General features: G+C 41.5%; 21 protein-coding genes. 11 read left to right on the forward strand and 10 right to left on the reverse strand.

Annotated features, from left to right (window positions below; all coding sequences use genetic code 11):
* Positions 1-60: 60 nt before the first annotated feature.
* Both F2B13_RS11480 and F2B13_RS11485 read right to left on the reverse strand, forming a co-directional pair.
* The gene (locus F2B13_RS11480) at positions 61-1,899 is read right to left on the reverse strand and encodes a DUF4270 domain-containing protein (protein WP_232625223.1); all 1,839 of its coding nucleotides are present in this window, start codon (positions 1,897-1,899) and stop codon (positions 61-63) included.
* Positions 1,900-1,913: 14 nt separating this feature from the next.
* Positions 1,914-2,723 carry a glycogen/starch synthase gene (locus tag F2B13_RS11485; protein WP_149273146.1) on the reverse strand — a complete coding sequence of 270 codons (810 nt, stop codon included), beginning with the start codon at positions 2,721-2,723 and terminating at the stop codon, positions 1,914-1,916.
* Positions 2,724-2,825: 102 nt separating this feature from the next.
* Here F2B13_RS11485 and panC point away from each other — a divergent pair, with 102 nt between their 5' ends.
* From panC to radA, 6 genes are all read left to right on the forward strand, one after another.
* Positions 2,826-3,668 (forward strand): pantoate--beta-alanine ligase, encoded by an 843-nt coding sequence (gene panC / locus F2B13_RS11490; protein WP_149304252.1) that lies wholly within the window; start codon positions 2,826-2,828, stop codon positions 3,666-3,668.
* Between the two features lie 17 nt (positions 3,669-3,685).
* Positions 3,686-4,036: an aspartate 1-decarboxylase gene (gene panD, locus F2B13_RS11495; RefSeq protein WP_149304253.1), complete on the forward strand. Its 351-nt coding sequence runs from the start codon at positions 3,686-3,688 to the stop codon at positions 4,034-4,036.
* A gap of 2 nt (positions 4,037-4,038) precedes the next feature.
* Positions 4,039-5,004, forward strand: coding sequence for a lysylphosphatidylglycerol synthase transmembrane domain-containing protein (locus tag F2B13_RS11500; protein ID WP_149304254.1), 966 nt, complete (start codon positions 4,039-4,041; stop codon positions 5,002-5,004).
* 27 nt (positions 5,005-5,031) lie between these two features.
* Positions 5,032-6,174, forward strand: coding sequence for an alpha/beta hydrolase (locus F2B13_RS11505; protein WP_149273155.1), 1,143 nt, complete (start codon positions 5,032-5,034; stop codon positions 6,172-6,174).
* Positions 6,175-6,410: 236 nt separating this feature from the next.
* The gene (locus F2B13_RS11510) at positions 6,411-8,639 is read left to right on the forward strand and encodes a polysaccharide lyase family 8 super-sandwich domain-containing protein (protein WP_149304255.1); all 2,229 of its coding nucleotides are present in this window, start codon (positions 6,411-6,413) and stop codon (positions 8,637-8,639) included.
* Between the two features lie 100 nt (positions 8,640-8,739).
* A complete protein-coding gene (gene radA, locus F2B13_RS11515) occupies positions 8,740-10,101 on the forward strand; it encodes a DNA repair protein RadA (RefSeq protein WP_149304256.1) in 1,362 nt (453 codons plus the stop codon).
* A gap of 103 nt (positions 10,102-10,204) precedes the next feature.
* Here the strand turns inward: radA and F2B13_RS11520 are convergent, their stop codons facing one another.
* Positions 10,205-11,245 carry an NADP(H)-dependent aldo-keto reductase gene (locus F2B13_RS11520; RefSeq protein ID WP_149304257.1) on the reverse strand — a complete coding sequence of 347 codons (1,041 nt, stop codon included), beginning with the start codon at positions 11,243-11,245 and terminating at the stop codon, positions 10,205-10,207.
* Between the two features lie 331 nt (positions 11,246-11,576).
* Between F2B13_RS11520 and F2B13_RS11525 the strand changes: the two genes are divergently transcribed.
* Positions 11,577-12,296: a hypothetical protein gene (locus F2B13_RS11525; protein ID WP_149304258.1), complete on the forward strand. Its 720-nt coding sequence runs from the start codon at positions 11,577-11,579 to the stop codon at positions 12,294-12,296.
* Positions 12,297-12,358: 62 nt separating this feature from the next.
* On the opposite strand, the gene F2B13_RS11530 is transcribed toward F2B13_RS11525, so the two are convergent.
* Positions 12,359-13,123, reverse strand: a complete 765-nt coding sequence (locus tag F2B13_RS11530) for an exodeoxyribonuclease III (RefSeq protein ID WP_149304259.1) — start codon at positions 13,121-13,123, stop codon at positions 12,359-12,361.
* Between the two features lie 402 nt (positions 13,124-13,525).
* Here F2B13_RS11530 and F2B13_RS11535 point away from each other — a divergent pair, with 402 nt between their 5' ends.
* A complete protein-coding gene (locus F2B13_RS11535; RefSeq protein ID WP_149304260.1) occupies positions 13,526-15,604 on the forward strand; it encodes a TonB-dependent receptor family protein in 2,079 nt (692 codons plus the stop codon).
* Positions 15,605-15,682: 78 nt separating this feature from the next.
* Here F2B13_RS11535 and F2B13_RS11540 read toward each other — a convergent pair whose 3' ends face one another.
* Complete coding sequence (locus tag F2B13_RS11540; protein WP_149304261.1) at positions 15,683-16,357, reverse strand: pyridoxamine 5'-phosphate oxidase family protein; 675 nt, start codon at positions 16,355-16,357, stop codon at positions 15,683-15,685.
* Between the two features lie 83 nt (positions 16,358-16,440).
* Here F2B13_RS11540 and F2B13_RS11545 point away from each other — a divergent pair, with 83 nt between their 5' ends.
* Positions 16,441-17,931 carry an aminotransferase-like domain-containing protein gene (locus F2B13_RS11545; protein ID WP_149304262.1) on the forward strand — a complete coding sequence of 497 codons (1,491 nt, stop codon included), beginning with the start codon at positions 16,441-16,443 and terminating at the stop codon, positions 17,929-17,931.
* Here F2B13_RS11545 and F2B13_RS11550 read toward each other — a convergent pair.
* Positions 17,928-19,487, reverse strand: coding sequence for a glycine--tRNA ligase (locus tag F2B13_RS11550; protein ID WP_149304263.1), 1,560 nt, complete (start codon positions 19,485-19,487; stop codon positions 17,928-17,930). The genes F2B13_RS11545 and F2B13_RS11550 overlap by 4 nt on opposite strands.
* A 38-nt stretch (positions 19,488-19,525) precedes the next feature.
* Positions 19,526-20,422: a hypothetical protein gene (locus F2B13_RS11555; RefSeq protein WP_149273176.1), complete on the reverse strand. Its 897-nt coding sequence runs from the start codon at positions 20,420-20,422 to the stop codon at positions 19,526-19,528.
* A 42-nt stretch (positions 20,423-20,464) separates the two neighbouring features.
* On the opposite strand from F2B13_RS11555, the gene F2B13_RS11560 reads away from it, so the two are divergent.
* Positions 20,465-21,184, forward strand: a complete 720-nt coding sequence (locus tag F2B13_RS11560) for a ComF family protein (protein ID WP_149304264.1) — start codon at positions 20,465-20,467, stop codon at positions 21,182-21,184.
* 54 nt (positions 21,185-21,238) lie between these two features.
* Complete coding sequence (locus tag F2B13_RS11565; protein WP_232625224.1) at positions 21,239-22,834, forward strand: Ig-like domain-containing protein; 1,596 nt, start codon at positions 21,239-21,241, stop codon at positions 22,832-22,834.
* On the opposite strand, the gene F2B13_RS11570 is transcribed toward F2B13_RS11565, so the two are convergent.
* The 3 genes from F2B13_RS11570 to F2B13_RS11580 are packed head-to-tail and all read right to left on the reverse strand — an operon-like array spanning position 22,818 to position 24,707.
* Positions 22,818-23,594 (reverse strand): amidohydrolase, encoded by a 777-nt coding sequence (locus F2B13_RS11570; RefSeq protein WP_149304266.1) that lies wholly within the window; start codon positions 23,592-23,594, stop codon positions 22,818-22,820. The genes F2B13_RS11565 and F2B13_RS11570 overlap by 17 nt on opposite strands.
* 8 nt (positions 23,595-23,602) lie before the next feature.
* Entirely contained in the window at positions 23,603-24,226 is a 624-nt protein-coding gene (locus F2B13_RS11575; protein ID WP_149273185.1) for an NUDIX hydrolase, read from the reverse strand.
* 7 nt (positions 24,227-24,233) lie between these two features.
* Positions 24,234-24,707 carry an ankyrin repeat domain-containing protein gene (locus F2B13_RS11580; protein ID WP_149273187.1) on the reverse strand — a complete coding sequence of 158 codons (474 nt, stop codon included), beginning with the start codon at positions 24,705-24,707 and terminating at the stop codon, positions 24,234-24,236.
* Positions 24,708-24,710 lie beyond the last annotated feature (3 nt).

Genomic DNA, 24,710 nt, shown 5'->3' on the forward strand with positions numbered 1-24,710 from the left:
AAAATAAAGTATAAATCGGTAGATGCTTTTTTGGCGGAGATCCGATTTCTTTCTAGACAATCAGTTGGTTTCAGTATAAAAAATTTCCAACTTCAACTTTTTATCTGCATTTGCAGCATCAACATTACTTCCATAAAGTACGGTACCCAAAGGTGATACCGTGGCATATACAGGTAATCTCTTCTCTTCATTATCTTGAAGTATGGCATTGGACACCCCGAATTGTCGAAGATCAGAGGTAATCGTTAAACCCAACGTAACATTCTCGTTGTTACGAATGACCATATCGTTGATGTAGTCCGTTATTTTAACTGTATACTTAAAGCTAGAACCATCCTCTACAAGAATACCATCATAGAAGGGGTAGCTGCCCAATGAGCTGGATGCGCTAAAAGAATCGTTGGCCCCGACAAGTGGAAGATATGTTTCGGAATTGAACAAATACAATCTTGGCGGCTCGATTACCCCCGCTTCTTTGTCTACGTAAAACACAAGATTGGCTTCATTAACAATCCAATTATTGGCCTTTATTTGATTAATGGCGGCTTTTCCGTTCACTTCATCAAAAAGTTTGATTTCAGCATAGGCTCCCGGCCCACCTTTAAGGTATATTCTAGAGGCATTCTCACCGGTGTCGAGATTCTCAGAAATTTCACTTGGAAAAGTCTCATTGATTATTGTATTTACTGCATTGTTGCGTATAGCTCCAGTAGCTTGTCCTTGACTGTTGGTTAGGGCTTGTAAAAAACTAAGCCTGAAATCTCGGCTTTGACCTTGTTCGGTTACCGCGCCAGATGTATCGGCACTATCATAACTATATGAAACCGTGATATTCGCTGCTTTTAAATCGAACAAAAACATAATTTCGTCAGTATCCGAAACTAACGAAAAATGTAAACCTCTTAAAAACTCATTAAAATTGGCCTGAGTAGCAAGTTCTGGACTACCTTCCATATCAAGAATGTGTTGTTGAAAAAAGTCTACATCAAGCGCGACCCGAATACCTGGGTCTAAATATGTATTCTGGGTAGATTCATCTTCATCTTCTGTAGCTGGATCATCCCTTCTCTTCAAAGGAATCTGCTCGTGGCTAATGGGAACGATCCCATCAAAAACCACCTCATCGACAAAAGTCGGTGAAAATTGTTGGTTAGAAAAATAGGATTGGGTCTCTTGAAAGTTTGCATTCGGATCTAAATCACGTAAGAAGAAGTTTGACCGCTCCACCTTCAAGTGAATGGAAGCCTCTTTCCCTCGATCGAATATTTCACCATTAACGTAAATGCTATCGAGGTCGAAATTCTTCTTGTACTGATTTTGCACAAAATCGTCGTCTACATCATCACTAATGCCATCTCCGTCGGTGTCGTCGTTAAGAGGATCGGTCCCACGAGACTTTTCTTGGCTATCGGTTAGGGTATCTGAGTCACTATTGCTATTCGGATCGTCTGGATCGGCGTCAAGATCATTACTTACCCCATCCGCATCGGAATCGTCCATAGGATTCGTCAGGAAGGGAATATAGAGATAAACGGAATCCACCGTCTCGTTTTCCACAATTTGTTGTGGCACGGAAGAACTTGGGTTATCTTCTACGGCTTGACTATATGCTCCAAACGTGGGGTTGCCGTTAGGCAGCAAAATCTGACTGGTAACCGAAGCTTCCGTTTTTCCGTAGACAGGATGGTCAAAGGTTCCTAATTGATACACAGGAAGTTTGTTCGTTCTTACCGCCTCGATTTTCTTATTGTAGGCAAAAACATCGTATATGGCCGAACCCGTATCGAAAGGCTCTCCCCCTACCACACCTGCTCCGATGGTTGTCGGGTCTTTTTCACAAGAGACGAGGGCAGCAACCAGCAGTACTACTGCGACCGCAGGAATTATGAATCTTTTCATAAAAGTCATTCGGGCTATTTTAAAACTTCAGTGTTATAAAAATTAGCATAGGCATCCTCAAATTCTTGTAGGGACACGTACGGCAACACAGGTTTTTGAAGGTTGGAAATATGGCTTTGTAAATCTTCAGGAATTTCTTCGGCCGCTAAAATAACCGCATCGCAATGATCTACGGCAACTTTTAACAAATTATTATAGGTAGGGGTTTCCAAGGGTGCAATACTCTCTTCGGAAATACCATCAAAAGCTATTTTCTTAATCATGCTCTTGTCAAGTTCACCCTCAAAAGACTTACCATAAACCGAAATGACAATTTTACTCGTATCGAATAAAGGCTCGTCTGCATAGTATTTTTTAAGATATAATGGCAATAGAGAAGCCATCCATCCATGAACGTGAATAATATCAGGAGACCAATTCAATTTTTTGACTGTTTCAACTACGCCCTTGGCAAAGAAAATGGCTCTTTGATCATTATCAGGGAAAAGATTTCCTTGAACATCGGTAAATGTAGCCTTACGCTTAAAATATTCATCGTTGTCAATAAAATATACTTGTATACGCTCTCGGGGTATAGAGGCGACCTTGATAATCAAAGGCATATCCATGTCATTGATGACCAAATTCATTCCAGATAATCGAATTACCTCATGAAGTTGGTGCCTGCGCTCGTTGATATTCCCATAACGGGGCATGAAAATACGAATCTGACCACCGTTGCTGTTAACCATTCGAGGGGTTTCGTAAGACATCAGGGAAACTTCGTTTTCCGGAAGGTATGGCACCAGTTCCGAAGAAACAAACAATATCTTTTTACCATTCATAAAGCTGTATTTTGTTAATTAAGCGAGCGTGGCTGCAAAATTACAAAAATTATGCAGATTAGCCGTAATTATAGTAAGTTTGCTCGCTTATAAGTAAAAAATATGAAGATCTTTCATACCAAAGAAGAGCTCACCAAATACTTGTTTTCTACAAACATTAAAGGTAATCTCGCATTGGTGCCTACCATGGGCGCACTACATGATGGCCACAAGTCGCTGGTAGAACGTGCCAAGGATGAAAATACAGTAGTCGTGGTAAGTATTTTTGTCAATCCTACCCAATTTGACAATCAAGATGATCTTAAAAAATATCCGAAAACCTTGGACGCCGACCTTGATCTTTTACACGGTATTTCGGATGATATTTTGGTTTTTGCCCCTTCGATCGACGAAATATACGACCATAACGTAAAACCAAAAACCTATGATTTTGAAGGCCTTGACAAAGTGATGGAAGGAGCTTTTAGAGAAGATCATTTCAACGGTGTAGGCACTATTGTCGAACTCTTATTTTTATTGGTAAGACCAGATAGGGCCTATTTTGGTGAGAAAGACTTCCAACAATTACAGATTATCAAGAAACTGGTCAAGAAGTTAGAATTGCCGGTGAAGGTTGTTGGCTGTCCGATTGTCAGGGAACCTCATGGCCTTGCCCTGAGCTCACGTAACAAAAGACTTACAAAGACACAACATGAGAAAGCCTCTTTTATCTATCAGACCTTGAATACCGCCAAATCAAAGTTTGGCACGAAAAGTGCTAATGATGTGAAGGTTTGGGTCGAAGAACAATTCGAAAAAAATCCCCATTTTAAACTGGAATATTTTGAAATAACGGATGCTGAAACCTTAACGCCCATTCAAAAAAAGAAACAAAATTTAAAATATCGGGCCTTTATCGCCGTTTACGCCGGTAAGATTCGACTGATCGATAACGTGGCCCTGTAATTTACTATCTTTGTACCATGCAAATAGAAGTTGTAAAATCGAAGATACACCGAGTAAAAGTCACTGGTGCCGACCTAAACTATATAGGCAGTATTACCATTGATGAAGACCTTATGGACGCTGCCAATATTATTCGCGGTGAGAAGGTGCAAATCGTAAACAATAACAATGGCGAGCGTTTAGAAACGTACGCGATACCAGGTCCGCGAAAAAGCGGTGAACTGACCCTGAACGGGGCTGCAGCACGTAAAGTGGCGGTCGGTGACGTTCTCATTCTAATCACCTATGCTAGGATGGATATCGAAGAAGCCAAAAAGTTCAATCCAGCTTTGGTATTTCCGAATGAAGAGAACAACTTGTTGAACTAACTTTGAAAGACAACCTGAAAAAAACCTTGAAGACCGTACTCCCAATTCTTTTGGGAGTTTTTTTAGTTTGGTACTCTTATCATAAGACTTCGCCAGAAGATAGGTCGCAAATTCTTTTCTACATCAAGGATGCCGATCTCTTCTGGGTAGGTCTCTCCGTAATACTGGCCATTTTGAGCCATCTTTCGCGTGCCATTCGATGGAATTACTTGCTTGAACCTTTGGGTTACAAACCTCGACTTACCAATAACATCCTAATAATATTGATGGCCTACCTAACCAATCTTGGCATTCCACGAACGGGCGAAATTTTAAGGGCAACAGCTCTTTCTACGTACGAAGGGGTGCCTTTCGAAAAAGGATTTGGAACTATCGTAACCGAACGTGTAGTCGATATCATAGTGCTATTAGCCCTTATCGGTCTAACCCTTGTCCTCCAGACCGACAGCATCCTCGCCTTTCTAGAAAATAGGGGTTTCAACCTCAACGGCATCTTGGCTATGTTAACTTTAGGGGCTGTGGCCATGGTCATTTTTCTAGTTTTTATTAAAAAATCGTCGCATTCTATCGCCATCAAAATCAAAAGATTCGTCAAAGGTCTTATGGATGGGGTATTGAGTATTTTCAAAATGAGAAACAAATGGGCATTTGTTTTTCACACCTTCTTTATTTGGGCATGTTATATCGGCATGCTTTGGGTTATCAAATATACCGTTCCTGAAACCATTGGCCTATCCTTCGGCCAACTAATGGTGGCATTTATAGCCGGATCTTTTGCCATGACCACCACAAACGGGGGTATAGGGCTTTACCCCATTGCAGTAAGTAGCGCGCTGTCGGTTTTTGGAATCAGTAAAGTTTCCGGAGATGCTTTCGGATGGATCATGTGGATATCACAAACGCTTCTTATTGTAGTTTTTGGTGCAATATCTTTTCTGGTCTTACCGTTATTGAACAGAAACCGCTAGAGGTTTTATAGTCCCAAAAACTAGACCATGTTACGGAAACTTACATTTTTCATAATTTTTCTGTGCGTAAACCTGAACGCGCAAGTTACTCAAGAAATTTTTGAATCCTTCAAATTGCAAGAGCGCCGAGACGTCAGGTATTATTTCCCGGAAGACTACGATAAGGAGAAAAAATATCCATTAATCGTCGTATTAGACGCAGAGTACCTATTCGATCAGGTAGTGGCCAATGCAAAATTCTACCATAGATTTCACGGTATGCCCCCAAGTATTGTGGTGGGTATCGACCAAAGCAAACAAAGCATCCGGTTCGACGATTGCGCCTTTGAACCCGATACGGGCCTTCCATCGGAAAAAGGAAAGCATTTCTTTGAGTTCATAGGGATGGAAATAATTCCCTATCTCGATTTGAATTACAGCACCGCCCCCTTTAAAATGATAGTAGGGTATGATATCACAGCCAATTTTATGAACTATTGGCTTTTTAAGGAAAACTCGTTGTTTAACGCCTATATCAGCATATCACCAACACTTGCGCCTGAAATGGAAACACGAGTACCGGCTCGTTTATCGGCCTTTGATAAACAAATATTTTATCAGCTTATTGTTGAGGGGGAGAAAAATGATGATACTGCGAAAATTTTAGCGATGGACAGGGCCATTAAGGCAATTGACAAGGAATCACTTCATTATGCCTTCGAGCAATACGAGGGAGCCGACCCTATTTCAATAGCCTCCTATGGTATAGGAAAAGCATTTGACAACATCTTCGGAATGTTCAAGCCCATCAGTCCGAAAGAATATAAAGAACAAATTTTAACCTCCGAAAACCCGGTCTTTCAATATTTGGAAAGCAAATACCAAAGCATAGAAGACCTATTCGGATTTGAGAAGCCCGTTGAGTTAAACGATATAATGGCCATCTACGCCGCAACCCGTAAAAAGGAAGATGTGGAATCGTTAAAACCTCTTTCAGACCTTTGCAAAAAAGCATTTCCAGAGACCATGATGGGCTTTTATTTCGAAGGCGAATACTACGAACAACTTGGAGAGCCCAAAAAAGCATTCAAGACTTTTGAAAAAGCATTTGCCATGGAAGAAATCGATTTCTTGACCAAAGAAATGGCCTTAGAGAAAATCGATGCACTCAAAGCGGATTTCGGTTATTAAGTCATGGCTTTTCATTTAATGGAATTGAGATTTTTTTATTTGCGCCTTAATCCAACTTTCCGTTTTTTCCCATTTAGAAAAGTTCTGGGCTAAAAAGAACCTATTGGGCTATTTGCCCCTATGATTAAAAACCTTTGACCTTTCGCATTTCTAGCCGTTCTTAATCTATAATTGGGATTCTGGCAAATATGTACGACATTAAAGGTCTAATTCCTTACAATTAGACTATAGATGGTATGAAAAAAGTCAGAGAAAAAGTACTCTTAACCCTAGTTCTAGTTGTGCTCATGGTCTCCGTACCAGTTTTTGCTATCCAAACAGATATAGATATTGTAAAGCAAAGAGTAGTCAATGAATTGATGAAGCCGGTAAATGACGGTCAAATCGAAATTTTAGTAGCTACTATAAAGGAAGATGGTACCTGGCCGGGTATTGATTATCAAGATTTTTCACGTGAGGGTTTTCTTCATCGTATTCACGCCAACAATATGTTATTGCTGGCGAGAGCCTACAAAACTGAGCATTCAAAATTTTATAATGACGGTTCGGTCAAAAAAAGTATTGAGCTGGCTTTGACCAATTGGGTAAGCCATGTCTATATCAGCGATAATTGGTGGTATAACCAGATCGGTATACCGAACAGCTTGGTTTCCCTAATGTTAGTAATTGGAGAAGAATTGCCTGAGGACCTGATAGAAAAAGCGCAGCCAATCATCCAAAAGGCCAATATTCAGGCACAAGGGGCACGACCCGGTGGAGATCGCATTAAAATCGCCGGGATAGAGGCAAAAAACATGCTTTTTCTCGAGAATCGAGAAAGGTTCGACACCTTGATCAAAGTTATAGAAGAAGAGATAAAAAAAGTAGCATGGATCGGTATGACCTACGGATATGGTTTTCGCGACCAAGAAGGTGGTTTCAATAGCCGCAAAGTAGGGGGTCGGGGCATTCAATATGACTATAGTTTTCACCATCGTGGCGATGGGGTGAACAATACGCTTTCTTACGGTCTAGGGTATGCAGATGCCTTTATCGAATGGGCATGTTATGTGGCCGACACCCAGTATGCCTTTTCAAATCAAAAGCTTGAAGAATTGATCGATTATTTTTTAGATGGTATCTGTAAAACGGCCATCTATGGCCAATACCCAGACCCTGGCGCAAAAAATAGAAGCATTAGCCGGCCAAATGCCCTCAAACCATACAGTGCGACCATGGCACAAAAACTGTTTCGTATTTCCACGTACAGGAAAAAGGAGCTACAGGAAATAATCGATATTCGAAAGAACAAGAAGAGACCAACTACCGCCCATGCCACATTCTTTCGCCATTCGGAACATTTTACTTTTCAACGTCCGGATTTTTTTACGTCTGTACGTATGTATTCGACCCGTACGCACAATATGGAAGTTCCCTATAATAGTGAAGGCTTGTTAAACCACTATAGGGGTGATGGTGCCAATCATATTTCAGTAAACGGCGATGAATATTATAACATCTGGCCCGTTTATGACTATAGGAAAATACCAGGTACGACAACCGTACAGAGCGCCAAAATGCCTGTCCCCGAAAAAATCGCAAAATTGGGAATCACTGATTTTGTGGGTGCCGTAACAGATGGCAAGTATGGTGCCGTCGCCTTCGACTTTAAGAACCAAGTCGATACGCTGGCCGCTAGAAAATCGTGGTTCCTCTTCGACCATGAGTATCTATGCCTTGGGGCGGGCATCTCTAGCGACAAAGAAAAATCGTCAGTCGCGACTACATTGAATCAATCCCTGTTACGCACCAAAGTAACCCTTTCCCAAAACAACATAACCAAAGAAATCGACAAAGGGGAAAAAGTCTTCGAAAATGTCGATTGGGTTTTTCAAGATAAGGTGGGTTACCTCTTTACAAAACCGACCACTATTTATATTAGGAACCGACCAGAGTCAGGTTCATGGTGGCGAATCAACAAACAGGCCAACTCCCCAAAAACCAAGGTAACCCTAGATGTTTTCTCCTTATGGCTTGACCACGGAGTTCAGCCAAAAGATGCATCTTATGAATACATCGTCGTGCCAGCTACATCAGTCGAAAAACTAGAACGTACAAATATTACCAAAACGCTTACCGTTCTATCGAACACCCCATATCTTCAAGCGGTACGGCACAACACCCTAGGCATCTGCCAAATAATCTTCTATAAAGCGGGTGAAATTCGATTAACGGATCACCTTACACTGAGGTCAGACACCCCAGGAATCGTTATGCTAAAAACCAATGGTCGGGATATCAAAGAAATATCGGTGGCCGATCCGAACCGCGAATTGGGCAAAATGCACCTATCCTTATCGGCCAAGATTAAAAAAAAGGGGGGAACGTATGGCACACTATGGGATAAGGAAAAAGGCATCTCCACTTTATCCATAGAAATGCCCAGTGGTGTCGAGGCAGGAAAAAGCGTTACTATTCTCTTTTGAGCAAGTTGTTTTAACACCTTCATTTTTATGTTCAAAATTAGAGAAAGCGATAAGATTCATAAAGTTCTTGCTACCTTTGAAGTGCACAAAAACGCTTTAAATGGCCAAAACAAAAACCGCTTTTTTCTGCCAGAACTGTGGTACTCAATATGCCAAATGGGTAGGCCAATGCTCAGCATGTAAGGCCTGGAATACGGTAGTGGAAGAGGTGGTACAAAAATCGGAGAAATCTCCATGGAAAACCAACACTATAGCCAACAAAAAAATTGCCAAGCCTCTTCTCGTCAACGAAATCAATACTGACAAAGAACTCCGTCTGAATACTTTTGACCTTGAATTTAATCGAGTTTTGGGAGGTGGCCTCGTGCCTGGCTCATTGGTGCTTTTGGGTGGTGAGCCTGGTGTGGGTAAAAGCACCTTGCTCTTACAGATTGCGTTAAAGCTTCCTTATAAAACACTTTATGTTTCTGGTGAAGAAAGCCAAAAGCAGATTAAAATGCGGGCAGACCGCATACATCGCGATAGCGAAAGCTGTTTTATTCTTACAGAAACGAAAACCCAAAATATTTTCCATCAAGTCGAAGCCATTAGGCCCGATATCGTTGTAATCGATTCAATTCAAACCTTACACTCCGATTACATAGAGTCGGCGGCAGGAAGTATCTCACAAATACGGGAATGTACCGGCGAACTCATAAAATTTGCAAAAGAGACGAACACGCCGGTCATTCTCATTGGGCATATTACCAAAGACGGTTCAATTGCGGGACCTAAAATTTTAGAGCATATGGTAGACACCGTTTTGCAGTTTGAGGGCGACCGCAATTACGTCTACCGCATTCTTCGCGCCTTAAAAAACCGTTTTGGTTCTACTGCAGAGCTGGGCATTTATGAAATGCAGGGTGCCGGTCTAAGGCAGGTAAACAATCCTTCGGAAATACTAATCTCTAAGAATGAAGAAGGTCTTAGTGGCACAGCCGTTGCTTCGACCGTTGAGGGTATGCGACCCTTGCTTATCGAGATTCAGGCCTTGGTCAGCACGGCTGTATATGGAACCCCGCAACGCTCTACGACAGGATATAATGCGAAACGCCTGAACATGTTACTGGCGGTCCTTGAAAAAAGAGCCGGTTTCAAGCTTGCGGCCAAAGATGTTTTTTTAAATATTACAGGAGGTATTTCCGTAGATGACCCGGCCATAGATTTAGCGGTAGTTGCGGCCATCTTGTCAAGTAATGAAGATATTCCCATCGAAAAAGGTATATGTTTCGCTGCCGAAGTAGGTCTTGCCGGTGAAATACGTCCAGTACAACGGGTCGATCAGCGTATCTTAGAAGCGGAAAAACTAGGTTTTCAGGGTATTTATGTTTCGAAAAACAATAAAATTGGGTTGAAAACATCGAAAATAGAAATTTATCTCGTGTCTAAAATCGAAGACGTAGTAAGCGCTCTTTTCGGCTAGCGCTTATCTCTCATAATTCTAGCAAAAACGAAAAAAATTACGATAACGACACCGACCACTATCCCCTGCCAAAAGCCTATTTGTAGTGCAATCATATTTTTATTTATGGTGCGGGATTGGGAATTTCATTATGAATAGCCTCAATACCTTGTAACACTTCGTTGTTCAATTTCACATTAATACTGTCAATATTCTCTTCCAATTGGCGCATTGATGTCGCTCCGATTATATTGCTGGTCACAAAAGGCCTTGAATTTACAAAGGCAAGGGCCATTTGGGCCATGGAAAGGTTGTGGTCCTGTGCCAGTTTATGATATTTTTCGGTAGCCTTTACTGCTTGTTCGTTCGAATACCGCGTATATTGTGGAAAAAGGGTAACTCGGGAAGTTGCCGGTCGCATGCCGCCCAAGTACTTGCCGGACAAGGTTCCAAAACCTAAGGGAGAATACGCCAAAAGGCCCAATTTCTCACGTATCGAAATTTCTGAAAGTCCAACTTCAAAGAGCCGGTTTAACAGATTATATGGATTTTGTATAGTAATCGTACGAGGCAGATTGGCATGTACCTTGCTTTCCATTAAAAAGCGCATGGCACCCCAAGGAGTTTCATTGGAAATACCTACATGCCGAATTTTACCCTCACGCACAAGGTCTCGAAGCGTTTCCAGCACTTGGTGGATGTTATCCTCCCAATGATCCGAAACATCATGTTGGTATCCTCTCTGCCCAAAATAATTGGTATTACGCTCTGGCCAGTGCAGTTGATAGAGGTCTATATAATCGGTCTGTAAACGTACTAAACTACCTTCTACGGCCTCGACTATAGATTCTCGGCTAAAACCTGTGGTTCGAATAAATTTGGTCATCTCGGCCTTTCCAGCAATTTTGGATGCCAAGATAATCTTGTCCCTATTTCCATTCTTGCTAAACCAACTACCGATAATTTTTTCAGTAACCGAATGACGGTCAGGATGAGCCGGAATAGGGTACAATTCTGCGGTATCAAAAAAGTTAATGCCCTGGTCAACGGCATAGTCCATTTGCTGATGTCCTTCGGCTTCGGTATTCTGTTTGCCCCAGGTCATTGTTCCTAGGCATATTTTACTTACTTCTATATTGGTGTGTGGAAGGTTGGTATATTTCATGTAGAGAGGGGTATTTCTATCCGAAGCGCCAAATTTACAAATTATATACGATGCGGAATGGCAAAAAGCGAAAAGACCGAGTGCCCAAAGGAGGACTTTACAGAAACTCCTAACCGTTTAGCCGCGTTCAGCAATTTTCGTAAAGCTTTCGTTTGTTCGTAATGTCAATCAACACATGCAAACCGACCGATTATACAATTTCATTTTGTGTTTTATGCATTGACAATGACATTTACCATAACCATTTGACCAGATTGACAAATCTTGCTAGCAGATTGTAGATGAGCTGTTCAAAGGAAAAAATCTATTTTCAATCATTAAATTTTAGAAAATGAAAAAAATAAATTCGTACATAAGCTTGGTATTCATTTTCGCATGTGTCGTTCTTACCGTATCCTGCGAAAAATCGGAATATGAGCCGGAAGAATATATCGAGAAAAATCAAGAAGAAGGTTTTCTGAGCAAAACGGACCACGCCGATTCCATAATCGAGACAACCTCTGAAATCCTGGTTCCTTTACTACACAAACGTTACGATGCGTCTATGAGTAAAGAAGAAGCAGGGGCCCTCTTTCATGAGGCAATCAATAGATTCGAAAAAGAAAATTCACTGACCCAAAGAGCAAGTTATATTAAGTTCGAAGTGTGGACAAGAACCAGCAATATCGCACATAGCCAAACCGACGGCAATGTTTGGGCCCGGTTCAATTTCTTGACCGATAAAGGCTCTTTAAACCTACCCTGGGCTCGATTGAACAATGCAGGAGACGACCGACAAAACGGGGCTTGGGACTTCTATTATTTTGGGGCACATGCTTCTTCGATAAGTTGGTTGGAGGCCAAAAGCGCCACTGCGGCCCTTCAAGGTACTGATGGGTGGCACATAAAATATTTTGATATACGGGTATGGGGGTACAAACAGTTTTCAAGCGCCACGGGCAACTCCCGCGTTCTTTCAAACCCCGAAATATGGTTGGACAATACTACTTCCACCGGATGGGATTACTACTATACTGGTTATGTAGGAACGGGCAGAACAAATTTCGATTAGTGCAAAAGAAGAGAATAAAGGCCTTCACGATTTTAGAGAAGGCCTTTTAATGTGTTATAAAGTTAGGCATCGATTTCCAACAAAATAGGGCAATGGTCACTATGCTTCGCTTCGGAAAGGATTACCGAGCGTTTCAAACGATCTTTTAAGGGCTCGGCCACCATGCCATAATCAAGGCGCCATCCCTTATTATTATTTCTGGCATTTGCTCGATAGCTCCACCAAGTGTAGTTATGAGGCTCTTCATTAAATAATCGAAAACTATCGATGAACCCGCTGTCTATAAAATTGCCGATCCATTCACGTTCTATCGGAAGAAAGCCGGAAACATTTTTATTCCGTACGGGGTCATGAATATCTATAGCCTTGTGGCATATATTATAATCGCCCAGAACAACAAGATTCGGATGTGTTTTGCGTAATTGGTCAGTATATTTTTGAAAATCTGCCATATAAGTGAGCTTATGTTCCAAGCGTGCCAAATTAGTACCAGACGGCAGGTATAAGCTCATTATGGAAAGATCGCCATAGTCGGCCCTTAGATTCCTCCCTTCAAAATCCATATAGTCGATGCCCGTACCAACCTCTATATGATCTGGTTGCGTTTTAGAGAGTATGGCGACACCACTATATCCTTTTTTTTGAGCACTGAACCAATAGTTATGCGTGTAACCGGCCTTTTCAAAGACAGAGAGGTTCAATTGCGCGCTCATCGCCTTTATTTCCTGCAAACAAACTACATCTGGATCGACCGTTTGCAACCATTCTATAAATCCTTTTTTAAGGGCGGCACGTATGCCGTTAACATTATAGGAAACTATTTTCATCTGGGCTGATTTTGGCCCGAAAATAAAGAATTGTTCTGGGCATTTGGCAAATTTGGAATACAAAATGACTTAAAATTAGCACAATCTCCTGGTGATGATCCAAACGTTGATTTTAAGGGTTAGCTTGCGATAGGACCTAAAAGGGGTTAACCAAGATTTAGCAAAGCTTCATGCTTCAGACATCTGGCCAAACCTGTTTTCATTTAAAAAGCACTTATGTAAAGCTTGGCTTTGGTATAGATTTTATTTAACAGGGCTATCGTCAGGGCCGGCCTACCACATTATCATGTACAATCAAGGTAAAACTAATTTAAGGAGGTTTAAAATTCCTGGGGCTTCCCCTCCTGATAATCCTATGGGTTTCGATTATAAATCTTATTTTAGCGCCTCATTTTATGTATTATGAGACCCCTTTTTTTATTGTTTCTATGCTCGTGCTTACTATGCCGTGCCCAAGATCAAGATTCCGTCAAAAATGATAGCATTACCCAGCTCGATGAGGTCATTTTGCTTGATGCCCTTAAAACCAAAAATGCGACGGGCATCACCAAATCGGATGTAATCGCGGCAAAAGTCTTCCAAAATTACAGTCCTGTCGAAATGGTCTCTGCCATTAATCAAATTCCTGGGGTATATGTACTGTCGGGTGCACTTAATACCAATCGCATTACCATACGCGGAATAGGTTCGCGTACGGCGTTCGGCACGGATAAGCTAAGACTTTATTATAACGATATTCCCGTGACCGATGGTTCTGGCTTTTCTACCATAGAGGCCTTTGATTTGGAAAACATAAGCCAGATTGAGGTCATTAAAGGTCCGAAAGGCTCCGCTTTTGGGGCGAACTTGGGCGGTGCAATTATTTTGACTCCCAAAGAAGCCCTCGGGGTATCTACCAATCTTTCCAATAATTTTACCGTCGGTTCGTTCGGCCTACTTAAAAACAACCTTTCCTTCAACCATTTTGATGGAAAAGTGAGAGTGGGTGTTCAATATGGCCATCTCGAAACCGATGGATATCGTGAGAACAGTGATTTTAACCGTGATGGTCTATTGCTCAATGCCACCTATATGATAAACCAGAACAACCGTATCGGACTCTTAGTGAACCATGTTGATTATAAGGCACATATAGCTAGTTCCCTAGGGATAACCGCTTTTACGGAAAACCCAAAACAGGCCGCAGCGAACTGGGCAGGGGTTGAGGGATATGAGTCTAACAAATACACCATTCTGGGCATTAATTACAGACATAACTTTGGGAAAAAACTTGAAAATTCAACTAGCATATTTTATACCTACTTAGACCATTTTGAACAACGCCCTCGACCTTTGGGCTTTCTTGATGAGTTTACAAATGGTTACGGGATCAGATCTCGTTTTATAAGAAATTTTGACTTTCTAAATCGTTCGGCTAAGTATACCGCCGGTTTCGAATGGTATAAAGATCACTATAATTGGTCATTGTTCGAAACGCTTCAGCAACCGGAAAATGGAAGTTTACAAGGAAATGAGTTTGCCGACAATAGTGAATCGAGAAGTCAGGTAAACACCTTTGGTACTTTGTTGTTACCGATTACCGAAGCTTTTGAGGTGCAACTGGGCCTCACCATCAATAAAACACAATACGATTTTCAAGATCTGTTCAATACGGGTATCAATAATAAAAGTGCCGACCGTACTTTTAAGGCCATACTCTTACCGAGCCTCAACCTAGCCTATGAACTTTCTGAAGAAATACGCCTTGTGGGCAATGTGAGTCGCGGATACTCAAATCCTACCGTAGAACAAACGCTGACCCCCGATGGGGTCATCAACCCTGATATAGCCCAAGAAACGGGGACGAACTATGAATTGGGAACTGAAATGTATTTCGATCAACGCCGACTTCATATCACTCTTGTGGCCTACCAAATGGATGTACGCAATCTGTTGGTAGCGGAGCGAGTCGCCGAAGATCAATTTATTGGTAAAAATGCAGGTAAAACCAAACATCGAGGCATTGAACTGACTATTGATTACCTATGGGATATTAATCCTAATTTTCAATTATCCCCCTTTTTGAGCTATACGCTCAACGATCATAAATTCATAGACTTCGTAGATGAAGGAGAAAGCTATTCAGGGAATCCACTTACCGGCGTTCCCAAGCAACGTAGAACTGCAGGTGTACAGCTACGGATCTTTAATAACTTTTACTGGAACATTTCCCATAGGCATGTATCGGAAATACCTTTAACAGATAGTAATACCTTATCGAGCGAAGCTTTTACGGTCTTCACCACACGCTTAGGCTATCAAAAGAAATTAACGGATAAATTTACTCTAGGGGCCGATTTTGGTATCAATAACATCGCTAATGAATCCTATGCCGAATCAGTGCTCATCAATGCCGGAAGTTTCGGAGGCGAACCCCGATATTACTATCCGGGTAATCCTAGAAACTACTATGGCAGTTTAAGATTGGGATACCGTCTTTAGCTACTCGCAAACCTCATTGGGCCAATACTCCTTTGAAGTTATATAGATACGCATCTACCGAGTAGTATCATATGACCATCAAATACCCAAGTTAGATTTATTGTTCTCATAGTACGCATTTACATGTTCGGGAACCTTTGTGCCTGGTGGAAGCAGGTCATCGCTGATCGGTTTTTCTGCAAATTGTTTTAAAGGAACAAGACCCGCCCAAATCGGAAGGGTCATATCGGCTTTTTCATCTTGAACCCCTACATCCCTAATTTTTGCCGAAGCGGTTTCTATTTTCATTTTCAAAACAAGGGTAGCATCGAGCTCTTTGGGCAGCATGGGCCGAAGACTTTCCCAACGTCCGTCGATCATATGATCAACAATACACTTTAAGGCCATTTCCTTTTCAGACGTATTGACGACTTTAGCCACACTACCGAATACCGTAGCTGACCGGTAATTTACCGAATGATGTAGTCCGGACCGTGCCAGTACCAAGGCGTCTAGATGCATCACGGTCATGCTTATTTTACTACTTTCCAAAAGTGAGTTCAGCATTCGATTTTTGAGGGAACCGTGAAAATATAGCTGGTTATCTGAACGTCCATATGCCATTGGAATCGAAATGGCCGTACCTTCAAATACATAAGCGATATAACCCACGAATCCGACATCTAAAATAGTATTGATCGTTTCGATATCGTATTGGGCCCTTTTACCGCCTCTACGCACCGTATTTATCTCTTGTTTTTCAAATTCTCGCATCGAAATTCGATTTATAAAATCAAATGTAATAGATTTATGGGTGGTTCAAAAGGTCCAGAAATGAGTTATTAAGTAGTCCAGTTATGATTCCCTACAAGACCAGTATTGTACTAGACAGAAATAGCCAGTCTCCTCTATATCTGCAAATTTCGAATCAACTGGTACAATTAATAAAAAGGCGGGTACTGCTTCCCGGCGCCAAATTACCCGGTAGTCGTACCATGGCCGAATTATTAGGAGTGCATCGAAAGACCGTAATCGGGGCTTATGAAGAACTTTTGCTTCAAGGTTGGATAATTGGAATTCCCAAAAAAGGGATGTTCGTTCATAAAAACCTCCCACTACTACAGCAGCGTCCTATATCTGGAAGCACGTCAAAACCTCGTTTGCAAGCATCTGGATTTTCATTTCAAAAAGATATCAGGTTAGAACGCCCTCCCCCTGAGAAAAAGTCCGGCCACCTCTATTTAAACGATGGGGTCTCCGATGTGCGACTCACCCCAATGCCCCAAATTGCCAAAGAATATCGAAGTCTTGCCTATGAAAGAAAAAGTGTGTTCGATTTAGGATATGGAAGCACCTATGGTAATTATCAACTTCGGGAAATGTTAGCGCAGTATTTGAATCAAACTAGAGGGCTTCATATCGGTACCGACCAAATACTCATCAACCGAGGAAGCCAAATGGCCTTATACTTGGCTTCAAGGGTTCTCTTTACGCCAAAAGAATATGTGCTTGTCGGTGAAACCAATTATATTGCCGCTGATCTTACTTTTCAGTACGTCGGTGCCAAACTTTTGAGAGTTCCGGTAGATAACGATGGCCTGTCTACCGCAGTAGTAGAAAAGCTATGTAGAGAATATGCCATTAAGGCGGTATATATCACTTCGCACCATCATCACCCTACCACGGTGACACTCAGCGCCCAACGAAGATTACACCTTTTGAATTTGGCCCAGACCTACGGTTTTGCCATTATAGAAGATGACTACGACTATGATTTCCATTATGACCATGCTCCCATCCTTCCACTGGCCAGCCACGACGGAAACGGAAATGTCATCTATATCGGTTCTGTCTGTAAAACGGTAGCACCCGTTTACCGCATCGGATATTTAATAGCACCCAAAGACTTCGTAAACCAATGTGCCAAACTTCGTAGGTTTATCGATAGACAAGGCGATGCGCTGTTGGAAAAGGCCTTTGCCCGTTTTATTCAAAACGGAGACCTCGACCGTCATATAAAAAAAGTACTTAAAGTCTACCACCATAGGCGAAATATGTTCTGCAGTTTATTGGAGCAAAATATGGGAGATATCATAACCTTCGAAATCCCAAAAGGCGGCATGGCGGTATGGGCTCTTTTAGATAAGGCCTACAGTTGGGACACGCTATCCCGTGCCTGTGCGAATAAAGGCTTGATTATTGGAGACTGGCAGCGCTACGATATGGCACATACGGGACATAACGGAATAAGGTTTGGGTTCGCCGCTTACACCGAAAGTGAAATGGCTTTGCTATTCCAAAAATTAAGAGCGGCCTTTGAAGAATGCTATCCGAAGACCTTTAACTAATTTTCCGATACATAATACATTCTCTGCAACCAAGTCTTCATGTCGACCTCAGCGTGAATAATACCTCGAAGTTCGGAAATGTCAACCCTTTTCTGTTCCATGGAATCCCTATGGCGTATGGTCACGGTGTGATCTTCCACGGTTTGGTGGTCTACCGTGATACAGAATGGTGTTCCGTTGGCATCCTGTCTCCGATAGCGACGACCCACCGCATCCTTCTCATCATAGAGCACATTGAAATCCCATTTTAAGTCATCAATAATATTCCGGGCAATTTCAGGAAGACCGTCCTTTTTCACCAAAGGAAAAACAGCCGCCTTAGTTGGAGCCAAGACCGCAGGAAGTCTTAACACCGTTCTAAATGTTCCATTTTCGAGTTCTTCTTCCTGAAGGGCATTCGAGAATACGGACAAGAACATTCTATCGAGTCCGATGGAGGTTTCTATAACGTAAGGCACATAGCTCTCACGAGTTTCAGGGTCAAAATACTGCAACTTTTTGCCCGAATATTTTTCATGGCTGCCAAGGTCAAAGTCCGTACGTGAATGTATACCTTCAAGTTCTTTAAAACCAAATGGAAAGCGAAACTCTATGTCGGCAGCGGCATCGGCATAGTGCGCCAATTTCTGGTGGTCGTGAAAACGATAGTTTTCCGATCCCATTCCTAATGATAGGTGCCATTTCATGCGGGTTTCCTTCCATTTTTCATACCATTCTTGTTGCGTACCCGGTTTGATAAAAAACTGCATTTCCATCTGTTCGAATTCCCGCATTCTAAAGATGAACTGACGTGCGACGATTTCATTTCTGAATGCTTTGCCCGTTTGGGCAATTCCGAAAGGTATTTTCATTCGCCCGGTCTTTTGTACATTTAAAAAATTGACAAAAATACCTTGGGCGGTTTCAGGTCTTAAATAGAGGTCCATTGCACTATCGGCCGAGGCCCCTAATTTGGTGCCGAACATAAGATTGAATTGCTTGACCTCGGTCCAATTTTTTGAGCCCGACATGGGGCACGCTATATCGAGTTCTTCAATTAATTTTTTGACATCGGCTAAATCTTCCTTTTCAAGCGACTTTCCCAATCGCTCAAGTATCGTTTTTGCCTGCTCTTGATATTCGACGACCCGCTGATTGGTAGATAAAAACTGTTCTTTATCGAATGCATCACCGAAGCGCTTCGCCGCCTTAGCGACTTCCTTCTCGATTTTAGCCTCTATTTTGGCGACGTAATCTTCCACCAGAACGTCCGCTCGATATCTTTTTTTTGAGTCTTTATTGTCTATGAGGGGGTCGTTGAAGGCATCAACGTGCCCGGAAGCTTTCCAAGTGGTCGGATGCATAAAGATAGCTGCATCGATACCTACTATATTCTCATTGAGCTGCACCATAGCACTCCACCAGTAATCTCGAATATTCTTCTTGAGTTCGGCCCCGTTTTGGGCGTAGTCGTATACAGCGCTCAATCCATCGTATATCTCGCTAGACTGAAACACATACCCGTATTCCTTTGCATGGGAAATTACTTTCCTAAAATCGTCATCTTGTTTTGCCATTCGGCAAAAATAGAATTTTTAATAGACTGACAGAAAATTTATTTTAGAAGAAATTCTGCCGAAGAGATTAATTTTTGATTTTCAAAAACATTAAGCCTGTACGTGCCTTCTGGCAGCGAACCTTGGGGAATGGTAATGAAATCACAAACATTGGTCTCTTCCCCTGAAAATAAAAACTCTACACGCTTGCTGTAAACGTTGCCATTGACGCTTATCGTATTGGCATTATCTTCAATAACGTGCATGTCCGGTCCTAAAAACTGAAAATAAATAACCTTCTCCGTGTTCATTTCGGCAAGGTCTTCATTAATTGTAACGCAGCCTCTTAATTTTTCGATAATCGAAGCTTTATTCGTTTTAATAGGTTTACTGCTGCGCAGTCGAAAACCACTACCCTCAATATTTTTCATTGTGAGGTAGCTTTTGGATTTTAGTTCTTTATTAAGCTCTCTGATTTTTTCACGCTGTAACGCTTCGGCCTCCGCCAAAGAACTACTCTTACCCCTTAATTCTTCAATTTTCTTACGTGTCTCCTCATACTTATCATTAAGAAGCATATTGTTATACCTCAAGAAATTGTTCTTCAGTTTTAAACTATCGTTCTTGGCTTCAAGTCTTCGTAACTCCGACTTGAATTCCCGTAATTTCTCGACGGTGAAATTCAAACGCCCTATGGAATCGAGTAATTCTTGTACCCGATATTTAGAGCTTTCTAATTCGATTTCATAAACTTCATTGAGCGCAGAAAGACGATCGACGTCGGCCTTCATTACCGTAAGGTCTTCGACAAGTACTTGCTTTTCCATTTCTAAAAAAGCAATTTGGCTTCTCGATTGTGCGTAACTGTAATAAAAAGCAATGAGAATACCAATAATCACAGCAACAAGGGCGGCAAAAATTATCTTGTAGTTGAATTTAGTATCTTGACCGTCCATTGGAACGTGTGGGGTTTAAGTAGGCTGACTGAGACTTGAATTATGTTAAATCAAAAGTTAACAAATATACTAAATGATATCAATAGGGTCTTAGTGCCAAAGGTCTGTTTTGGATGTAATGCCCATTTAATTAGAGGAGAGGACCACCTTTGTACCACTTGCCGAAATGATTTGCCCCTCACCGATTATTCTTTTAACGAAGAAAACCCAGTTGACCGTATATTTTATGGCAGAATTAACATAAAAAAAGCCAGTTCTTTCCTGTTTTTTAGTGAAAATAGTTCTGTACAACGTTTAATTCACCAACTTAAGTATAAAAATCAAGAAGGTATTTCGAACTTTTTAGGCGATTGGTACGGTCAACTCCTTAAAGAATCAGGAGAGCTTTATGGGGCCGTTGACATAGTCGTTCCTGTACCATTGCACCGAAAAAAACTACGACAAAGAGGATATAACCAAGTTGCCGGTTTTGCTGAAAGACTGGCTTACCATTTGAATGCCGAATATGTAGATGACATTTTGGTCAAAACGGCAAATACCAAGACCCAAACAAAAAAAGGACGCTTGGGCAGATGGCAGGGAAATACAGTTCTTTACACCTTGATGGATAGCGATAGAATCAAAAACAAAAAAATTCTTCTGGTAGATGATATAATTACTACCGGGGCGACCATGGAAATATGCGCGAAAGCAATCTCTAAAGCTAAGGGAACCACCCTCTATTTGGCAAGTATGGCCGTAGTACCCCAATTATGGAATTGAATAAATTAGTTGTTTCTTTGTGCCTTATATTTTTCGGGTATGTTTCGTCGATTTATGGCATTTTTGTTTTTGTTCGTTGCGGTCAATGCACTTTGGCATTGTGCACGAAGGGGAAGCCCTTCCGGAGGCCCTAAAGATATATCACCTCCGACGCTATTAAGAACCGAACCGGATAGTATGACCACCAATTTTAAGGCCAGTCGAATCCGGCTTTATTTCGATGAATTCATTAAACTTCAAGACATTCAAGATCAGCTTATAGTTTCTCCCCCGTTAAAATACCAACCGGAGATCAAACCCCAGGGTGGAGCAAGTAAATATGTAGAGTTCAAATTCAAGGACACCCTTAAGGAAAATACGACATATACCTTGAATTTTGGCCAAAGCGTTCAAGACAACAATGAAGGAAACCCTAGTAGTTTTTTAACCTATGTTTTTTCCACAGGCGATTATATTGATTCCTTAGAATTATCTGGGGCGGTCAGAGATGCATATAAAAAGAAAGCGGACGAATTTATTAGTGTTATGCTTTACGAAATCGATACGGCTTACACCGACTCGACCATCTTTAAAAAACCTCCGAATTATATTACAAACACACTAGACAGTACGGTTATTTTTAATTTAAGGAATCTAAAGGAAGGAAATTATACCCTCTTTGCCCTTAAGGATGAAGCCAAAAACAATGTATTTGACCAAAACGTAGATAAAATTGCGTTTCTTCAAGATACAATCAGCTTGCCCACTGATTCGACCTATGTGCTGACACTTTTTAAGGAAGTGCCCAACTATAGTGCCGTAGTGCCCAGTTTTGCTGCAAAAAACAAAATTATATTTGGGTTTTATGGGTCATTGAAAGATGTATCGATAGCCCCGATTACCAATTTGCCGGATACAGTACGAACCAAAATATTAAGGGACGGAGATAAAGATTCATTGAATTATTGGCTAACACCGTTCGAAATGGACTCCATTGTTTTTAAAGTAACGAACGAAACCCTAAAAGTAGTAGATACGTTTACTGTGAAAAGTCGTAAGGTGGGAATAGACTCATTACGCCTCAACCCCAATCAAAGGGGTTCTCTCAGTTTTAATGAGCCCTTTTATATTGAGGCAAATACCCCACTAACCGAAATTGACACTACTAAAATAACCATGGTCGACCAAGATTCGCTAGCCATACCTTATACGGCAAAGCTAGACACTTTAGAGAACAGGGTGGATCTTGATTTCAGTATTGAGCCCAATCAAAACTATCGAATGAATTTTTTACCAGGAGCTATTACCGATTTTTTCGGTGAAACCAATGACACCTTAGATTATGGACTTTCGACCCAAAGCTATGCAGACTTTGGCAATTTGACCTTTAACCTAGAAGAAGCCACCTACCCTGTCATCGTTCAACTAACCGATGAACAAGGAAAAGTGTTTCAAGAAATCATAGCGACAGAACCCCAAGCTTTCGAATTTAACAACATCGAACCTTCCACTTATCTCGTGCGAGTCATATTTGACAGCAACGGTAATGGAAAATGGGACACTGGGGACTACTTGGAGAAGAGACAGCCCGAACGAATTAGCTATTATCCAGACCGCATAGAAATTAGGGCAAATTGGGAGAAAATAGAAACTTTCACAATAGCAGATTAAAAGTATCACGGTCGTCCAAAAACCTTAATTTTTTTCGGGTCTCCATTATATGTTGCTTGGACAATGTGGCATAAACGATTTCCTCTTTATCGGAAAATGCAACTTCTGCCCCCAAAGTATCGTAGATTCCCGAATGCCCACAATAACGATGTCCGGACTCATCCTCTCCGATTCGGTTAACCCCGACACAATAGGCCATATTTTCGATTGCACGTGCCCTAAGCAATGTATCCCAAGCCAGGATTCTAGGCTCGGGCCAATTGGCTACATAAACAATCACGTCATAATTGATCGTATTTCTAGCCCAAACTGGAAATCGAAGGTCATAACAAATCATAGGACAAATATTGAACCCTTTGTATTCGATCAAAACCTTTTTCTTTCCTGACACATATACCTGGTCCTCTCCTGCCAAGGTAAATGTATGGCGCTTATCATACCACGAGACTTTACCATTCGGCTGCACAAAAAAGAGTCGGTTGGCATAGCTTCCATGCTCATGAAAAGAGATACTGCCCATCATTGCCACATTCTTTTCTCGAGACTTACTGCGCATCCACTCCAAAGTTTTTTCGCCCTCGGAAGAATCCATATTATAAGGAGCCATTGTAAACCCTGTCGTAAACATTTCCGGAAACACAATCAAATCGACATCCATAGAAATTTGATCGATTTTTTTTGCGAAATGTGCTCTATTTCTTGCTGGATCTTCCCAGTACAGTGTCGTTTGTACCAGTGCCGTATGTAACTTTTTGTCCATAGTACAAATTAGTCAAAATATACTTTATAATCATTTTCTATGGTCATACGATAAAGCTGCTTTATCTGACCCGCCAAAATTCTATCTTCAGATAGTTCGGGCAATTGATCGATATTGAAAAAGCCTGCGCCTTTCATATCGAATCCCTTCTGTAGTTGTCCCCCAATAATCTCACAAAGAAAATTCAATTTATAGATGTACAATGGCTGAGGGGGATGAGGATGACGTTGTTTGTCGTACAAAGTGAGAAGTCTAATCACCTTACATTGTAGACCTGTTTCCTCTCTAACCTCCTTGAGAACAGACTCCGCAGGTGAGTATCCGATGTCTGCCCAACCTCCTGGAAGGGTCCACTTGCCATCCGCACTTTCCCTTACCATTAAGATTTCTTGTGATTCGTTCAAAACCAAGGCACGTACATCTACTTTCGGGGTGGGGTATTCAGTTACTGGGAGAAATGAATTTCTAATATCTTTCAAGGGCCTATCTGCCATCGAGGCCAGCAAATTCAGACTGATTTCCTTAAGTTCTTCATAGCGTTCAAGATCGTAACCACTCTCGGCGAAAACCAATCCCGTATCCGCAATAGCCTTAATGCGCTTAATAAGTTCTAAATCTGGACTGATAGCCATTTCAGTATCAACTTTTCAACAAATTTATCAGTTCTTCGACCCCCTTCATCTTCGCATGGTCTAAGGCGGTGTTGCCCCTATTATCTTTTATAGAAATATCGGCACCGTTTTCAAGGAGTACCTTTACAATTTGCGGATGGTTAAAGGTAACCGCATAAATCAGGCAGGTACCCCCCATAGTATTTCGTCGGTTTACGTTAGCTCCTTCCTTGATCAGTCTTTCCACTAGATTCGTAAAACCTTTAAAACACACGCCCATCAAGGCAGTATTTCCCGAAGCATCCTTTTCATCGACGGATGCGCCACTATTCAATAACAAGTCGACAATGGCTTCCTGGCCATAATAAGTAGCCAAAATCAAAGGTGTTGAACCTCTTTGATCTCTAGAACCAAGTAAGGTCGGATCTTCGGAAATCATTTTTGAAACCCTAATACTATCCCCATTTCGTATGGCATCGAAAAAAGTAGTTGTCTCTTTCATTTC

Origin of the sequence: Pareuzebyella sediminis, from assembly GCF_008367235.1 — a bacterium.
Lineage (GTDB): Bacteria > Bacteroidota > Bacteroidia > Flavobacteriales > Flavobacteriaceae > Pareuzebyella > Pareuzebyella sediminis.

What these genes read in the sequence shown, in the direction of transcription:
- F2B13_RS11480 (WP_232625223.1), bottom strand. Translation starts at nt 1,899, where the DNA reads ATGAAAAGATTCATAATTCCTGCGGTCGCAGTAGTACTGCTGGTTGCT.
- F2B13_RS11485 (WP_149273146.1), bottom strand. Translation starts at nt 2,723, where the DNA reads ATGAATGGTAAAAAGATATTGTTTGTTTCTTCGGAACTGGTGCCATAC.
- panC (WP_149304252.1), top strand. Translation starts at nt 2,826, where the DNA reads ATGAAGATCTTTCATACCAAAGAAGAGCTCACCAAATACTTGTTTTCT.
- panD (WP_149304253.1), top strand. Translation starts at nt 3,686, where the DNA reads ATGCAAATAGAAGTTGTAAAATCGAAGATACACCGAGTAAAAGTCACT.
- F2B13_RS11505 (WP_149273155.1), top strand. Translation starts at nt 5,032, where the DNA reads ATGTTACGGAAACTTACATTTTTCATAATTTTTCTGTGCGTAAACCTG.
- F2B13_RS11510 (WP_149304255.1), top strand. Translation starts at nt 6,411, where the DNA reads ATGAAAAAAGTCAGAGAAAAAGTACTCTTAACCCTAGTTCTAGTTGTG.
- radA (WP_149304256.1), top strand. Translation starts at nt 8,740, where the DNA reads ATGGCCAAAACAAAAACCGCTTTTTTCTGCCAGAACTGTGGTACTCAA.
- F2B13_RS11520 (WP_149304257.1), bottom strand. Translation starts at nt 11,245, where the DNA reads ATGAAATATACCAACCTTCCACACACCAATATAGAAGTAAGTAAAATA.
- F2B13_RS11525 (WP_149304258.1), top strand. Translation starts at nt 11,577, where the DNA reads ATGAAAAAAATAAATTCGTACATAAGCTTGGTATTCATTTTCGCATGT.
- F2B13_RS11530 (WP_149304259.1), bottom strand. Translation starts at nt 13,123, where the DNA reads ATGAAAATAGTTTCCTATAATGTTAACGGCATACGTGCCGCCCTTAAA.
- F2B13_RS11535 (WP_149304260.1), top strand. Translation starts at nt 13,526, where the DNA reads ATGAGACCCCTTTTTTTATTGTTTCTATGCTCGTGCTTACTATGCCGT.
- F2B13_RS11540 (WP_149304261.1), bottom strand. Translation starts at nt 16,357, where the DNA reads ATGCGAGAATTTGAAAAACAAGAGATAAATACGGTGCGTAGAGGCGGT.
- F2B13_RS11545 (WP_149304262.1), top strand. Translation starts at nt 16,441, where the DNA reads ATGATTCCCTACAAGACCAGTATTGTACTAGACAGAAATAGCCAGTCT.
- F2B13_RS11550 (WP_149304263.1), bottom strand. Translation starts at nt 19,487, where the DNA reads ATGGCAAAACAAGATGACGATTTTAGGAAAGTAATTTCCCATGCAAAG.
- F2B13_RS11555 (WP_149273176.1), bottom strand. Translation starts at nt 20,422, where the DNA reads ATGGACGGTCAAGATACTAAATTCAACTACAAGATAATTTTTGCCGCC.
- F2B13_RS11560 (WP_149304264.1), top strand. Translation starts at nt 20,465, where the DNA reads ATGTTAAATCAAAAGTTAACAAATATACTAAATGATATCAATAGGGTC.
- F2B13_RS11565 (WP_232625224.1), top strand. Translation starts at nt 21,239, where the DNA reads ATGGCATTTTTGTTTTTGTTCGTTGCGGTCAATGCACTTTGGCATTGT.
- F2B13_RS11570 (WP_149304266.1), bottom strand. Translation starts at nt 23,594, where the DNA reads ATGGACAAAAAGTTACATACGGCACTGGTACAAACGACACTGTACTGG.
- F2B13_RS11575 (WP_149273185.1), bottom strand. Translation starts at nt 24,226, where the DNA reads ATGGCTATCAGTCCAGATTTAGAACTTATTAAGCGCATTAAGGCTATT.
- F2B13_RS11580 (WP_149273187.1), bottom strand. Translation starts at nt 24,707, where the DNA reads ATGAAAGAGACAACTACTTTTTTCGATGCCATACGAAATGGGGATAGT.